Genomic DNA, 15,140 nt, shown 5'->3' with positions numbered 1-15,140 from the left:
GCGGGCTCAAGTGCGCGCATAAACGTGGCCTGCTTTTACGCCGCCCCGTGGCTGGTTTTTGCTCCGCCATTGACACTCCCGTGCACTTGGGCAAACGCGCGGTAGGTTGGAAGCGCAGCGATGTTCAAGCCTGGCTAAATAGCCGCCGCCAGAGGGCCCTATAATGCCAACGCCTTGCGACAAACGGAGAGCCGCTCCGACCTGCTATACAAACATATATGCACTGTCTTGGGCAGACGGCTTTCGGACCATTCCCCAAGGGCCAAAGGCCCTGCTGTTGTTCCTTGCGCGGAAAGCTGATGCCTATGGCTGCAGCTACTACAAGAAGGAAGCCATGGCGGCCAGTTTGGGATGCTCGCGCCGCACCGTCCAAAACCATCTCCGGATTCTGGAAAATTATGGCCTACTCCGGACCATTGGTCGCTGTGCCAACTTCCATCAGATCAGCAATGTTTACCATCTTATAGGCTGGCTAGGCCGCGCACAGCTGCCACTGGGTGGCCACAGGGAACTTGGCCAATATGTGAAAGAGCCCTCGCAACCAGAGTTTATGGCAGCCCTTGAGAAGCAAAATTTGCTCCGTGCGGCGGAAAAATTTGCTCTCCATAACAATAGCAATAAATTACTTACTACTTCTGCTGAAGAAGATGTGCTGGAGATCTGCATCGCTGCGCTCGGGACCTGGATCACGCCGACAGACAGGGACCTCCTGCGCTTGGATTGCCTCAGTCTGTTTCAGTTGATCGAGCATGGCTACGACCTTGAGGCCCATATTCTGCCTCTATTGCGAAAGAAGGCTACAGCCCGTCGCAAGGGTCACCCCATCCGGACGTGGCACTACTTTACGGAGGCGATCGCGGAGTTCGCTGCTACTGTCGAAACGGAACTTGCGATAGCGTCTCGTAGAGTGCCGCAGCGCAAGCCGACGCAGGTTGACTCGAAAGAAGAAGCAGAGCGCGCCGCCCTTCAGCAGCTCCTCGACAACGTGCAGGCCAACCTTCCAGCCATAAGCTTTGCACGAGGCTCGAAGTGATGAGAAGTTGTACTTATCACCCGACAACCCTCTCCACCTGCTCCTGCCCCGAGGGCGTTCCGGGTCCTTCCGGCGAGTTGTCGCATGCGGTGGGCTTAGCCTCGCGCATGCGCCAGTTCCGAGCAAAAAAAGGGGGTTTCCACTCAGTGACCCCAGGTTTCCACCTCGTCTGCAGGTTTCCAACCCGCGGCGAGTATTGCTCGCAGGTCAGGTTTTCGCTTCCATTGCTCACCCCTGCCCCGACACTCCACTCCCAATCTAGCGACTGGCGTCAGTCTGAACCGGAGCGTGGGCGGTGACCCGCGGCTCCAATCCCCTGCAGGCAGGCCGGATGACAGTTTCCGAGCGACGGCGGGAGCTCTGTACTCTCCTTTGTCTCGGCCTCCTACGCCTCCGGATGCGAAACAGCGACTTTACGGAGACAGTTCGCAACAGCGGGTATCTGGCAACTACACATTCGGCCCGGACAGAGCGGTAGTTCGGATCGACGAAAGCAAAAATTGGATGAACATCATGAACGTCGATCCGATCCCCGCGCGACTGGCCGCCCTTAAGAGCGAGCCGGTAGCGGAACTGAAAAGGCAATGGCACGAGCTATTCGGCAGCGTGCCGCCACCCTTCAACCGTCGCTACCTGGAGAGCAGGCTGGCTTACCGTATCCAGGAGCTGGCCTATGGCGGCTTGAAGCTGGAAACGGCCCGGCGGCTGGAGCGACTGGGCGAGGAGCTGGATGGCGGCGATCGCAAGAAGAGCCGCATTCGTACCGATCTGATGCCCATCGCCGGAACGCGGCTGATCCGCGAGTGGCAGGGCACCGAGCATGTCGTTACTGTCACCACCGGTGGGTTCGAGTGGCAGGGCCGTCCCTTCAAATCCATTTCCGCCCTCGCCCGCGCCATTACCGGCACGCGCTGGAACGGCTGGGTCTTCTTCGGCCTCAGGAACCACCGGGGTCGGGCATGACGCGTACCTCGGACAACACGAAGCCGATCGTTCGCAAGCTGCGCTGTGCGGTCTATACCCGCAAATCTTCCGAGGAAGGGCTGGAGCAGGAGTTCAACTCGCTCCATGCCCAGCGCGAGGCCTGCGAGGCCTACATAGCTTCGCAGCGCTCAGAGGGCTGGGTGTTGGTTCGCGATCAGTATGACGACGGTGGCATTTCCGGGGGCACGCTGGAGCGCCCTGCCCTGCAGCGCCTGATAGCCGACATCGAGGACGGGCTCGTGGATGTGGTGGTGGTCTACAAGATTGACCGGCTCAGCCGCTCGCTTATGGACTTCTCCAAGCTGGTCGAGGTCTTCGACCGCAACGGCGTTACCTTCGTAAGCGTGACCCAGTCCTTCAACACAACCACCTCCATGGGCCGGCTGACCCTGAACATACTGCTCTCCTTTGCGCAGTTCGAGCGCGAGGTGACAGCCGAGCGGATCCGGGACAAGTTCCGCGCCAGCCGGATGAAGGGAATGTGGATGGGCGGCAACCCACCGCTGGGCTACGAGGTCAAGGACCGAAAGCTGATCGTTCGCGACGAGGATGCTGCGCACGTCCGCTGGATCTTTTCCCGCTTCCTCGAGCTTGGCTCCTGCACCGAACTGGCGCGTGAGGTGGAGAGCCGCGGCATCCGGACCTCGCGCGGTAACCGCATCGACAAAAAGGCCATCTACCGGGTGCTATCGAACCGGGTCTACCTCGGCGAGGCAGTGCACAAGGGCGAGAGCTATCCCGGCGAACACCGTGCGCTCATCGAGCGGGACCTGTGGGACAAGGTCCATACCATTTTGACGGAAAGCCCGCGCATCCGTGCCGCGCGTACCCGTGCACAGACGCCGGCACTACTGAAGGGGCTGATATTCGGCCCCGACGGGGCAGCCTTCTCGCCAAGCCATACCCGCAAAGGCGGCAGGCTCTATCGCTATTATGTCAGCCAGACTGTTCTGAAGCACGGCGCTGGCGCCTGTCCCGTAGGTCGGGTCCCTGCCGGCGACATAGAGGCAGCTGTAATCAATCAACTTCGCGCCGTGTTCCGGCAGCCGGAGATCATTGCTGGCACCTGGCAGTCGGCTCGCGAGCAAACGTCAGCGTGGCGCGGCGACATTGGGGATATCAGCGAGACAGATGTCCGCCACGCGCTGAGCCAGCTTGATCCGCTTTGGGATGAACTCTTCCCAGCCGAACAGGCGCGGATTGCCACGCTGCTGGTCGAGCGTGTCGATGTCGGGACTGATGGCCTGAACGTCCGGTTGCGTATCGACGGGCTGAATGGTCTGGCGGCGGAAATGCTGGCGGGCGAAGTTGGGCAGGCAGCATGACCCGCCCCTGCCCTCACGTTGTCCCTGCTACCATGACCCTGCATGTTCCGTTCCGCGTGGTGAAACGCGGCGGCCGGAAGGAGATCCAGCTGCCGGCGGATGCGCCGCAGACCCACCGGAGCGACAGTACGCTGGTCAAGGCGCTGGGCCGCGCCTTCCGTTGGAAGCGCATGCTGGAGAGCGGTGAGTTCGCTACCATCGGTGAACTGGCTGAGAGCGAGCGGATTTCTCATTCATACATGACGCGCGTCTTGAGACTGACATTGCTCGCGCCCGACATTGTCGAGCAAATCCTCAATGGCTCGCAGGGACACGACCTGTCGCTCCCGCGCTTGCTTGAGCCATTTCCGTTGGAATGGGGCCATCAACGGGCGCGCTGGGCGACAACGGAGCGATAGTTCTCGCTCTTGAATACTTACCGGCAGGGCTTGTTCGATAGTGCGCGTTGCAACGGACGACGCCGGGCCCTCAAGGGGACCGAGCATGCCATGCCGGAAAATCATGTCCGCTGGGCGGACAAAATACCTTCCAAATCAAGTTCAACAAAAGGAAAAGAATGATGGAAACAGACAAACGCTCTACCTGGTGGGACCGCAAATTCATGAGAAGCCTGTTTCATGACCACGACTCTCAATATGCTGGCGGGTTCCTCGTGCTCGCCACTTATGTCGATGATCAAGGCATGATGGACTATCACAAGGCGGTGGACGCACTGGAAGCAGCTGATAGTGAGCTGGACAGGATACAAGCCGAAAGCTTGCTAGCGCGCTATATCGAAGCAGGGCTGATAGTTGTAAAAGGACAGACACTGGTCTTTCCGGGATGTGGAACAGTATTCATCCCCAATCAAGAATAGGAAATGCGGATCGTCATTCCGGCGAAAAATTGAGGCATAGGCTGGGTCCAGTTGATCTCGCCTCGTATTTTCTCAAATCGAGTTTGAAATTACCGAGCTGCTCGATCAAGTGCGGCTCGGCTTCTCAATGATCCGGCTTGGATGTGGTTTCGGGCCGACCGCCTGAAGCCCAGGGGTCTCTGGCATCCTTAGGCATGAGGGGAAACGGCCGCGATACAGGCGGGCCCATGAACCACGGCCATCGTGTTCGGCATAGCCGATACTACGGTTGCCGAGCGGGCATCGAGCACCGGCACATTGATTGACATCGTCCGATGCGTGCATTCCTCACAGGCTGCCAAAACCTTGTGCCTTCGCCAACTAGACGCGAAATCGCCTGGCTACTTGGGCTTGCGACATTCCGCCACTCAGTCGGGCATGACGAAAAGAGGTTTCAGCGCCCTCGCATTGCCTGACCAGCCATCAGTGCTCTTACTTGTCTTTGTGCATTGTAACAAAGTAGCGTCAGGGATTGAACTGCTGGTTAAGAAATTTGGTAGGGCGACTTGGATAAGCGGATTTTTAGCGAGCGAGATATCTGCACGAAATTCATCACTCCCGCGCTGGTCGCCGCAGGGTGGAACGTCGACACTCAGATCCGAGAAGAAGTCAGCTTCACCAAGGGGCGGATCATCGTGCGCGGTAAAATGGTAAGCCGCGGCGAGGGCAAACGCGCCGACTACATACTCTCTACCAAGCCCAACATCCCGATCGCAATCATCGAAGCGAAGGACAACAAGCATCCTGTTGGCGGCGGGATGCAGCAGGCCCTTGGCTATGCCGAAACGCTGGATATCCCTTTCGTGTTTTCTTCGAATGGCGACGGCTTCATTTTCCATGATCGAACGGGCACGTCATCCGAAGTCGAGCAGACCTTGAGAATGGACGAGTTTCCGAGTCCTGGGGAGCTCTGGCGCCGTTACAAGATATGGAAGGGCCTGACCGAAGTTGAAGAAGAGATAGCCTTACAGGACTACCACGACGACGGGTCCGGCAAAGAGCCGCGGTACTACCAGGTCAACGCGATCAACAAGACGATGGAGGCGATTGCCAAGGGTCAGGATCGCGTATTTCTCGTCATGGCAACGGGGACAGGCAAAACCTATACGGCGTTTCAGATCATCTGGCGCTTTCGCAATGCGTTCCCGGGAAAGAGGGTTCTCTTCCTAGCTGACCGGAACGTGCTGATCGACCAGACCATGGTCAACGATTTCCGGCCCTTCAGTGGCAAGATGGCAAAGCTATCGACACAGTCGAAGACCATCGAGCGCCCGGACGGGACCAAGGAAAGCGTGAACCTCGCGCTCGACAAGAAACGCCGGATCGACGCTTCCTACGAGATTTACCTTGGATTGTATCAGGCGATCACCGGGCCGAGCGAGAGCCAGAAGATCTACCGCGAGTTCTCCAAGGACTTCTTCGATCTGATCATTATCGACGAATGCCATCGGGGCAGCGCGTCGGCGGACTCGGCCTGGCGCGAAATCCTCGATCATTTCTCGTCTGCCGTGCAGATCGGGCTGACCGCGACACCGAAGGAGACGGAGTATGCCTCGAACATCGATTACTTCGGAGCTCCGGTCTACAGCTACACATTGAAGCAAGGCATTCGTGACGGTTTCCTTGCGCCCTACAAAGTCATCAAGGTCCATATCGACCGCGATGTGCAGGGGTATCGCCCCGAGAAGGGACAGTTGGACCGTGATGGCGATGAGGTCGAGGACCGCATCTACAACGCCAAGGACTTCGACCGCACCGTGGTATTGGACGACCGGACCAAGCTCGTCGCGAAGAAGGTGACCGAGTTCCTTCGCGAAAGCGGAGACCCCATGGCGAAGACCATTGTCTTCTGTGTAGATCAGGAGCACGCAGCTCGTATGCGGCAGGCCTTGATCAACGAGAACGCCGACCTTGTCGCGAAAAACGCGCGCTATGTCATGCGGATCACCGGGAATGACAAGGAAGGGATCGACCAACTCGGGAACTTCATTGACCCCGAGGCTTCCTACCCCGTGATCGTCACGACCTCCAAGCTGCTGTCCACCGGTGTCGATGCCCAGACCTGCCGCCTGATCGTGCTTGATCGCGAGGTCGGGTCGATGACCGAGTTCAAGCAGATAGTCGGGCGCGGCACGCGCGTGCACGAGGACACCCGGAAGCTCTTCTTCACGCTGATGGATTTCCGTGGGGCGTCGAGCCACTTCGCAGACCCCGACTTCGACGGCGAACCGGTCCAGATCTACCAGCCCGGGCCGGACGATCCCGTGACCCCACCGGAGGAGGCCCCCACCAACAACGATGACGCATCGACCCCGGATGACATCGCTGGAAACGAGACAGTCCTAATCGATCCGGGCAACGACTCCATTACGAGCGACACCAGCACCGGCCCACGCCCGAAGGTCTACATCGACGGTGTGGGGGCTGAAATTGTGGCCGAGCGCGCCGAATACCTCGACGAGAACGGTAGGCTAGTGACCGAGTCCCTGCGCGACTACACGCGCAAGGCGATGCTTCAGCGCTTCGCCAGCCTCGATGATTTTCTGCGCCGCTGGAAGCAGGCTGAACGCAAGAACGCCCTGATCGAGGAACTCGCCGAAGAGGGGCTGCCCCTCGACGTGATCGCCGACGAGCTGGGGCTTGATCTGGACCCCTTCGACCTGATCTGCCACATCGCCTTCGACGCCAAGCCGCTGACCCGTAAGGAGCGCGCCGAGAACGTCAAGAAGCGCGATGTCTTCATGAAATACGGCACCCAGGCCCGCGCTGTACTCGAAGCCCTGCTCGAGAAATACTCCGACGACGGCGTCATCAGTATCGACGATCCCAAGATCCTGAAGATCAATCCCTTCTCCGGCATGGGCACCGAGGTTGAACTGATCCGGGCTTTCGGTAAGAGACCGGACTACATTCGCGCCGTGCATGAAATGCAGGCGGCGCTCTACGAAGAAAGTGCCTGACCATGTCCGTCCGCAATCTCGTCAAATCCCTGCAGCAGATCATGTGGAAGGACACAGGCGTTGACGGTGACGCGCAACGCCTGTCGCAGCTGGTCTGGATGTTCTTCCTCAAGATCATGGACGACCAGGACGAGGCGCTGGAAATCACCTTGGACGACTACACCTCGCCCATCCCCGAGGACCTGCAATGGCGCTCTTGGGCGGCCGATCCCGAGGGTATCACTGGCGATAGCCTGCTGGCCTTCGTCAACGACGAGCTCTTCCCGCGCCTCAAGATCCTTTCGCCGCAGAAGGGCCCCCGCGCCAAGGTCGTGCGCGATGTCTTCGAGGATGCTTACAACTACATGAAGTCCGGCCAGCTCATGCGCCAGGTGATCAACAAGATCAACGAGGTCGATTTCAACAATCTGTCCGAACGCCAGCACTTCGGCGACATCTACGAACAGCTGCTGAACGACCTCCAGAACGCGGGCAACGCAGGCGAATACTACACGCCCCGCGCCGTCACCGCCTTCATGGTGCAGCAGATGGACCCGAAGCCCGGTGAAATCCTCATGGACCCGGCCTGCGGCACCGGCGGCTTCCTGACCTGCGCCATCCGCCACATGCGCGACACCCACATCAAGCGCCCCGAGGACGAGACGCTGATGCAGGCCTCTCTGCGCGCGGTCGAAAAGAAACCGCTGCCCCACATGCTCTGCGTTACAAACATGCTGCTGCACGGGGTCGAGGAGCCGTCCTGGGTCCGCCATGACAACACGCTCGCCCGCCCGCTGGCCAGCTGGGGACAGGCGGACAAGGTCGACATCATCCTGTCCAACCCACCCTTCGGCGGCAAGGAAGAGGACGGGATCGAGAACAACTTCCCCACCTTCCGCACCCGCGAAACCGCTGACCTCTTCCTCGCTCTCATCATCCGCCTGCTCAAGGACACGGGCCGCGCCGCCGTGGTCCTGCCCGATGGCTCGCTCTTTGGCGAAGGCATCAAGACCCGGCTGAAGGAACACCTGCTCGAGGAATGCAACCTGCACACCATCGTGCGACTGCCGAACTCAGTCTTCAAACCCTACGCCTCCATCGGCACCAACCTGCTGTTCTTTGAAAAAGGCGCGCCCACGCAGGACATCTGGTACTGGGAACACCGCGTGCCCGAGACGCAGAAGGCCTATTCCATGACCAAGCCGATCCGGCTGGAACATCTGGACGACTGCGCCGCATGGTGGGGCGGAGAGGCCCGCGAGGGGCGGCAGGAGAGCGAGCGCGCCTGGAAGGTGTCGATCGACGAGATCCGAGAGCGCGGCTTCAATCTCGACATCAAGAATCCGCATGTCGTCGAAGAGGACTGGGGCGACCCCGAGACCTTGCTGAATGACCTGACAAAGGCCGAGGCCTCCGTCGACAGCCTGCGGGCCGACCTGAAGGCCATCCTGACAAAGGCACTGATCGAGTAATAACCATGGAACTTTCTGAATACGCACTTGGTCGACTACGCGCGGCCCAAACCGCTATGCTGGACGACGTCGAGATACGGGAGATCCTGGATTCTCAGGAAACGGTCGTCGCACGGTATGGGCCTGCTTTTGCTCCAGGCCGGATTGAAAAAATTGAGGAGAAAGTCCTCAGTTCATTTTTGTATATTGAGAATAACTGCCATTGGTCGGGATTGCACCGTCAAGTCAATCGCGTTTGCGCGGATATGCGATTAACGCGGCAAGCCCTTGGAGATCTTGTTGATGAGACGCAGCCGCTGGCAGAGCGAATGCAATCCGCAACGAATGTAAAGGGAATGGGCAAGGGCATAATTACTGCCATACTGCACGTCGCCTATCCGAAAAAATATGGTGTGTGGAACAATACCTCCGACGCGGCGCTGGTCGAGCTTGAACTCTACCCAGAGTTCCCCCGGGGCGCGAGCTTTGGCGAACGATATGAAGCCATCAACAACGTTCTTACTGCCCTTGCTGCGAAGATTGATGTCGACCTTTGGACGCTGGACACGATCTGGTGGTATCTGTGGTCAGAAGAGGAAGACGAGAAGGATGAACTTCAGACCCTTCCAGAAGCGATCAAAGCCGGAGGCGATGGCCAAGTTCGGTCATCAAGATTTTCCCTCGAAAGACACCTTCATGACTATATGAGTGACAACTGGGAAACGTTGGACCTCGCCCAGGACTGGGAGATTTACGCACTCGATGGCGAACCGGAGGCAGGCTACGAATTCGTGACACCGATCGGTCGGATTGACCTTTTGGCCCGACACAAACGAGAGCCACGTTGGCTGGTAATCGAATTGAAGCGGGATAAGTCCTCGGACGCTGTCGTAGGTCAGGTCTTGCGGTATATGGGATGGGTGCAGCGCCATATGAGCGAGCCTGGAGAAGCCGTTGAGGGGCTGGTGGTCGCCACTGAGGGGGACCCACAGTTGCATTATGCGCTCGACGTCGTCCCTTCGGTGTCTTTCAAATCCTACGAGGTCGAGTTTCGCCTGAAGGATGGCCCGTCTTTTGAAGAGTACCAGAAGCCATGAACGCGGAACGGTTGCTGGACGTCTACGAGCAGATCAGCGAAGCGCCGGATGCCATCGCCCGACTGCGGCGTTTCGTGCTGGATCTCGCGGTGCGTGGGAAGCTGGTAGAGCAGGATGTGGCGGATGAGCCTGCGCAAGAGTTTCTTAAAAAAGTTCGCGCTGAAAAAGCGCGCCTGACGCAAGCTGGGGTGCTGCGAAAATCCAAGGCGCTGAAGCCCATCAACGTCGTAGATCATGCCTTTGGTATTCCAACCAGCTGGAGTTGGGCGCGACTTGGTGACCTCACCGATCTGGTCTCTGGTCAGCATCTCCAACCAGCTGAATATTCCGAGGACCCAGAGGCTGGCATTCCTTACATAACCGGACCGTCTGATTTCGGTGACAAAAAGCTTGTCATCCGTCGATATGCTTTGGTCCGCAAAGCAGTCGCTACGAAGGGGCAACTGCTCCTGACCGTGAAGGGCTCGGGGGTCGGAAAAACTGCGCCTTGCGATTTGGATGAAGTCGCGATCAGCCGGCAGCTGATGGCGCTCACGCCGATCTTGCTGAACGCGGATTTCCTTGCACTCGTCGCGCATGGGTTGGCAACCAAGCTGCAAGACGAAGCGAGAAGCTTGATCCCGGGCATCTCCAGAGACGACGTAAACTTGTTTGCCGTCGCCGTTCCCCCTCTCGCCGAGCAGCATCGGATCGTCGCCAAGGTCGATGAGCTCATGGGGCTCTGTGATCGGCTGGAGGAGGCCCGCAAGACGCGGGAGGAGGTGCGCGACAAGCTCACCGCCGCCAGCCTCGCCCGCCTGACCGCCCCGGATACAACGGCAGAGGACTTTTCCACCCACGCCGCCTTCGCCCTCGAGGCGCTCCCCGCCCTCACCACGCGCCCCGACCAGATCAAGATCCTCCGCCAAACCATTCTCAACCTCGCCGTCCGCGGAAAACTAGTGGAGCAGGATGCGGCGGATGAACCGATCAGCTTGGATCGAAGCGAAAGCGCTGCGGGAACAATTGCCTTGCCCCCGGGTTGGCGTTGTACCCGCCTTGTAAACTTGCTGTCTGATACTACTCGTAATGGATATTCGCGCCGCCCTGATGACGCCGAAAATGGAACACCCATTCTTAGGATTAGCGCAGGCACTGTTCGGCAAGACGGCGTGGTCGCCGAAGAAGAACACAAACTTATCAGCGGTATAGACGACAAGGCCCGCGAGCAGTATGGCCTGCGCCAAGGTGACCTCCTTGCCTGTCGCTTCAATGGTAATAAGGCCTACGTCGGGCGCTTGACGCTGTTTAATGACTATCTTGCGCTGAACCCAATTTACCCAGACAAGCTTATTCGAGTGCGTGTCGACCGCGGCCGCGCAACTCCCGAATTTATCCGCATGGCGGGTGAAAGCGATTTGGTTCGGGCGTTTATTGAAGAGTTTTGCGCGACGACGGTCGGCAACTGGGGCATCAGCGCTTCCAATCTGAAAGAGGTCGTCTTCCCGGTACCGCCTCTCGCCGAACAACACCGCATCGTGGCCAAGGTCGACGCCCTCATGGCCCTCTGCGACCGACTGGAGGCCGCCCTGACCACCACCGATACCACCCGCACCCGCCTCCTCGAAGCCCTCCTCCACGAGACGTTGCACCCGGCGGCAACTGCGCTGGAGGCCGCCGAATGAGCGAGAACGTCGATTGGGCGCGCGTCATCGCCTTGCTCGACGATCTCTACACCGCTGCAGATGGCCTCGAACGGCTCTTCCCCGGTCGGAAATTCACGCTCGACGGCCATCTGGTCGGCAGCATCGGCGAGGTCGTCGCCGCTTACATGTTTGACCTCGACCTGAACCCGGCCTCTACCCACGGCCACGACGCCCGCGCCCGCGATGGCCGCCAGGTCGAGATCAAGCTGACCCAAGGCCGCGGCGTCGCCATCCGCCACGAGCCCGAACATCTGATCGTCCTGCACCGCCCAATCGGAGGCCCGATCCGCGTGGTCTTCAACGGCCCCGGCCCCGTCGCTTGGGCCGCCGCCGGCGCAATGCAAAAGAACGGCCAACGCCCAATCTCTCTGTCCCGCCTGACCGCGCTGTCGAATGACGTGACCAAGCAAGATCGCCTGCCAGTTCTGCGTCCCCCGCCCGTATGATCCCATCGCGCGCCTTCCACCTGCCATCGAGAAAGATCACGCCATGAGCAACGGCCTGCCTGACGGCAAACGCATTCGGAGCCGCTCTTTCTACGGATTCAGCCCCGAGGAAGACGGCTATGTCGGCTGGTCCAACGCGACCGACCGCGACGCCTATTTGCGCAAGCTGAATGACGGCGACCTGATCATGATCTACGGTGTTAGCACCTCCGAGACCAAGAAGGCTGAGCGGTCCTACGTTCTGGGCTCCCTCGAAATCGAAGCGCGCGCGATCTTGGACGAGGATAAGGCATCGGACGTCGGCATGGCGCGTAAACGCGACCGAGGTTGGTTGGGCCGATGGAGCCACGCCATTCCGGTGCGTCGCGCATGGCGTACCGAGGAGAAGCTGCTGATCAGCCAGATCGCCTATCGCTCCTATCGCGCAGAGGCTGGGCGGGCGCTGGCCGTACACGGTGCGGAGCTGGATGAGGACGAAATCGAACAGGCCATGAAGATCAGGGTCCGGGCGGTCAATGTCTTCGGTGAACCCCCGGTGGAAATCCAGCAGGCAGAAGCGGTCCCGTTTGGCAACGTATTCAAACCGTCTCGGGCTTTTCCTGGCAGCCACGGCGAGCGCACAGCCATCTACGAGGATGGCAATACCTACGTCTACCTCGCTGTTTTTGACGGCTACGGGCATGCCCCCCTCGACCGGCGGAGAGAGTTCGGAGACAAGTCTGTCGCCATGAAGATCGGTGTTTCGAACGACGTAAAGCGTCGACTGTCGGAATTGAACGATGGCATTCCCCCGGCCGCCCGCGGAAAATCGACGATCAGCATGATCTCGCAGGCCTTCTCTACCAATTAGTCAGCCGAAGCAAGCGAAGCGCTGTTCAAGGAACATGCGGTACCTCGACTGGAAAGCTTGGGCCGAGAGTTCTTCTGGGGCAGGTTCGACGACGCCAAGTCCGTTTTTTGTTCACTACCCGGCATGGCTCGGTTGTCTGGGAAATAGACCGCCGTCATCCTGCAATATCGTCATGGCGGGTATGCTGCGTACGGTGCAGGTCGACGTATCTGCCAAACACATAAGTGCGATCGAGATACCACTTTATAATAAGGCCGTTTTATCGTCTCTCGGATTATTGCGAAATGCAGTTTACGCCATCTGCCTTCACGTGTCTTTTCAACCTCAAATGTAGGCATTAACAGACCGCTGAAAAAGGTCTGTGGCGCACGGCTCTCGCTTCGCTAATCAGGACCGAACACCCAGCGTTTTCATCAGCTCGACGAGAGAGCCTGAAAATTGACGCTCTTTAGCGTCGAAAACGCGATCCACGGAGTTTTTCAGCAGCCTGCTAAGGGCTGCCGGAGCAGGCTGCCCGCCATTCCGATAAGTTTTATAGAAAATTTTACCTTTTGTCTGTAATTCGCCAAGGTAGCTACCTGCATCAGAAGCAAGCCACTTGGCTTCGAAGTGCTGATTTGGCGGATCAAGGGGAGCTCTCGACCATGACGACGAGTTCGGTGAGCGGCTCACCAGCTTTCCCCTAAGTGGATGCGCGGTTATGCAGCTTTTTGAGGATCGGCCTGGGTTCCGCCCCTGATCCTGTACTTTGTGCAGCTAGCGTTTTCGGCCGATCGCCCCGGCCGCGCAGGGGTGTAAGTCCGGGTCGCGTCCTTGATGACATCCGCGTCGACCACGAGGCGCTGCAGGTGGTGCTCCCCTTCCGAAGAAACTGTACTGTCGGGAGGTAGAGTTCTCCGCTGGTTTTTGCTGGCCGAGAGAGGCGCGGAGGCGCATGACGGCATCGACGCTTATGGAGGCGCAGAAGGCATTCCTTCTGAAGCGGGGCGGGCAAAGAAGTAAGCCTTTGACCACAAATGAAGCAAATGCGCGGCGCTCGGCAAGAACAGGTCGCGCGTCGCAGGTCGCGTCCTTGCCTAACCCGATTTCCCGTATCTTAACTTTGCCGACCGGCTGCGGAGCACACGTCGCGGGACCGGAAGTCTCAAAAGGATAGTCACACGATGAAACGTCTGCTGCCAACCGTTGCCGTCGCCCTCTTTGGCGCGCTTGCCCCTGTCTCGGCGCAGGAGGCACCGGGTTTGTGGGGAGCCTACGACTCCGTGTTCCGCTCCGCGAAATACATCGACCTGACTCACGCATTTGAGCCGATGCAAGCGGTCTGGCCCGGGTTCGGCCAAGCCAAGTTCCGTCCCGCCACCGCTGGCCGCGCCATCGAGGGCTATGTCGACGTCGGCGAGGAGTTCACCTACGAGGAGCACGGTTTCGTCGCCACCGCCTACGAGATCCCGACCGATCAATACGGCACGCAGCTTGATCCGCCGGCACACTGGAATCCGCTGGGCGCGACGATCAGCGACCTGCCGGCCACCTACGCGATCCGCCCGCTTGTCGTTATCAATATCTCGGGCCAGGTTGCCGAAGATGAGGGCTATCACCTGCAGGTCAGCGACATCGAGGCATGGGAAGCCGAGTACGGGCGCATCCCGGAAGGAGCAGTCGTCATGGTCCGGTCGGACTGGCACAAGCGATGGGACGAAGTGGAGCGGTTTAACCAGAAGCCTTTCCCGGGAGTAGGCCTTGAGGCGCTGAAATTCCTGCACGAACAGCGCAGCATTTTGTTCCATGGCCACGAGCCGCTGGACACCGACACGACGCCGACGCTCGAGGGCGAGTATTGGCTTCTGCATAACAACTATGCGCAGGCCGAGGGCGTGGCCAACCTCGACCAAGTGCCCGAAGCCGGGGCGTTGATCCTCATCGGTTTCGCCAAGCCCCTCGGCGGCACCGGCGGTTACGCCCGCTACGTCGCGGTCGCGCCCTCCGACTGGGAGTACGGCGTGACCATCGATGAGGCCGCCGGCGCACCCTTGCCGATGCAGGAATTCCCGTTGGCCCGTGACGAGCACGGCGTCATGCGTCCGACCCCGTCGGCGGAGTAGGCGCAAACGCCGAAGGATGGTTCATTCGCGCCGGGAACGCATCGTGTCCGGCGCCATTGGCCCCTGTCTGGGATCATGGAACAGAAGGACCTTGGCGCGCAAATCGGAGAGAGTGGTTCATTCGGTGAAGGCTGGTGACGGCAGGAAAGGGATCGACTTGCTCTGTTGAGCGCTTTCCAGGACGGACTTGGCCAATGTCGAGAGAGGGCACCAGGCGGCCTTGCCGCGCTGCGGCGACACGCCGCCCAGTCTGCACGACTGAGCGACATGGACAGCCCTTCCAAGACGTTCGTGCAAGGCGCAGCACGCCACCAGGCTCAGACACCAAGGGCG

General features: G+C 59.5%; 13 protein-coding genes. 12 read left to right on the top strand and 1 reads right to left on the bottom strand.

Annotation, left to right across the window (positions count from 1 at the left end):
- The first annotated feature begins 163 nt into the window (after window positions 1-163).
- The 11 genes from QMZ16_RS09775 to QMZ16_RS09725 all read left to right on the top strand — a co-directional run bounded on the left by QMZ16_RS09775 (window position 164) and on the right by QMZ16_RS09725 (window position 12,705).
- Entirely contained in the window at window positions 164-1,033 is an 870-nt protein-coding gene (locus QMZ16_RS09775; protein WP_348984660.1) for a helix-turn-helix domain-containing protein, read from the top strand.
- Window positions 1,034-1,546: 513 nt separating this feature from the next.
- Entirely contained in the window at window positions 1,547-1,996 is a 450-nt protein-coding gene (locus tag QMZ16_RS09770; RefSeq protein ID WP_282603089.1) for a DUF2924 domain-containing protein, read from the top strand.
- The gene (locus tag QMZ16_RS09765) at window positions 1,993-3,342 is read left to right on the top strand and encodes a recombinase family protein (RefSeq protein WP_282603082.1); all 1,350 of its coding nucleotides are present in this window, start codon (window positions 1,993-1,995) and stop codon (window positions 3,340-3,342) included. Before QMZ16_RS09770 ends, QMZ16_RS09765 begins: the two co-directional genes overlap by 4 nt.
- The gene (locus tag QMZ16_RS09760; protein WP_282603081.1) at window positions 3,339-3,740 is read left to right on the top strand and encodes a hypothetical protein; all 402 of its coding nucleotides are present in this window, start codon (window positions 3,339-3,341) and stop codon (window positions 3,738-3,740) included. Before QMZ16_RS09765 ends, QMZ16_RS09760 begins: the two co-directional genes overlap by 4 nt.
- Before the next feature lie 161 nt (window positions 3,741-3,901).
- The gene (locus QMZ16_RS09755) at window positions 3,902-4,198 is read left to right on the top strand and encodes a hypothetical protein (RefSeq protein ID WP_282603080.1); all 297 of its coding nucleotides are present in this window, start codon (window positions 3,902-3,904) and stop codon (window positions 4,196-4,198) included.
- Window positions 4,199-4,743: 545 nt separating this feature from the next.
- The gene (locus QMZ16_RS09750; RefSeq protein ID WP_282603079.1) at window positions 4,744-7,197 is read left to right on the top strand and encodes a DEAD/DEAH box helicase family protein; all 2,454 of its coding nucleotides are present in this window, start codon (window positions 4,744-4,746) and stop codon (window positions 7,195-7,197) included.
- Between the two features lie 2 nt (window positions 7,198-7,199).
- Window positions 7,200-8,648 (top strand): class I SAM-dependent DNA methyltransferase, encoded by a 1,449-nt coding sequence (locus QMZ16_RS09745; protein ID WP_282603078.1) that lies wholly within the window; start codon window positions 7,200-7,202, stop codon window positions 8,646-8,648.
- Between the two features lie 56 nt (window positions 8,649-8,704).
- The gene (locus QMZ16_RS09740) at window positions 8,705-9,724 is read left to right on the top strand and encodes an endonuclease NucS domain-containing protein (protein WP_282603077.1); all 1,020 of its coding nucleotides are present in this window, start codon (window positions 8,705-8,707) and stop codon (window positions 9,722-9,724) included.
- Window positions 9,721-11,388 (top strand): restriction endonuclease subunit S, encoded by a 1,668-nt coding sequence (locus QMZ16_RS09735; protein ID WP_282603076.1) that lies wholly within the window; start codon window positions 9,721-9,723, stop codon window positions 11,386-11,388. Before QMZ16_RS09740 ends, QMZ16_RS09735 begins: the two co-directional genes overlap by 4 nt.
- Window positions 11,385-11,855 (top strand): hypothetical protein, encoded by a 471-nt coding sequence (locus QMZ16_RS09730; protein ID WP_282603075.1) that lies wholly within the window; start codon window positions 11,385-11,387, stop codon window positions 11,853-11,855. Before QMZ16_RS09735 ends, QMZ16_RS09730 begins: the two co-directional genes overlap by 4 nt.
- Before the next feature lie 43 nt (window positions 11,856-11,898).
- A complete protein-coding gene (locus QMZ16_RS09725; RefSeq protein WP_282603074.1) occupies window positions 11,899-12,705 on the top strand; it encodes a GIY-YIG nuclease family protein in 807 nt (268 codons plus the stop codon).
- A 387-nt stretch (window positions 12,706-13,092) separates the two neighbouring features.
- Here QMZ16_RS09725 and QMZ16_RS09720 read toward each other — a convergent pair whose 3' ends face one another.
- Window positions 13,093-13,377, bottom strand: coding sequence for a hypothetical protein (locus QMZ16_RS09720; RefSeq protein WP_282603073.1), 285 nt, complete (start codon window positions 13,375-13,377; stop codon window positions 13,093-13,095).
- A gap of 491 nt (window positions 13,378-13,868) precedes the next feature.
- On the opposite strand from QMZ16_RS09720, the gene QMZ16_RS09715 reads away from it, so the two are divergent.
- On the top strand, window positions 13,869-14,807 hold the full coding sequence (locus QMZ16_RS09715; protein ID WP_282603072.1) for a cyclase family protein: 939 nt from the start codon (window positions 13,869-13,871) through the stop codon (window positions 14,805-14,807).
- Window positions 14,808-15,140 lie beyond the last annotated feature (333 nt).

The sequence above is a fragment of the Paracoccus sp. PARArs4 genome, assembly GCF_947311865.1.
Lineage (GTDB): Bacteria > Pseudomonadota > Alphaproteobacteria > Rhodobacterales > Rhodobacteraceae > Paracoccus > Paracoccus zeaxanthinifaciens.
This window is presented reverse-complemented; position numbering and strand designations above follow the sequence as displayed.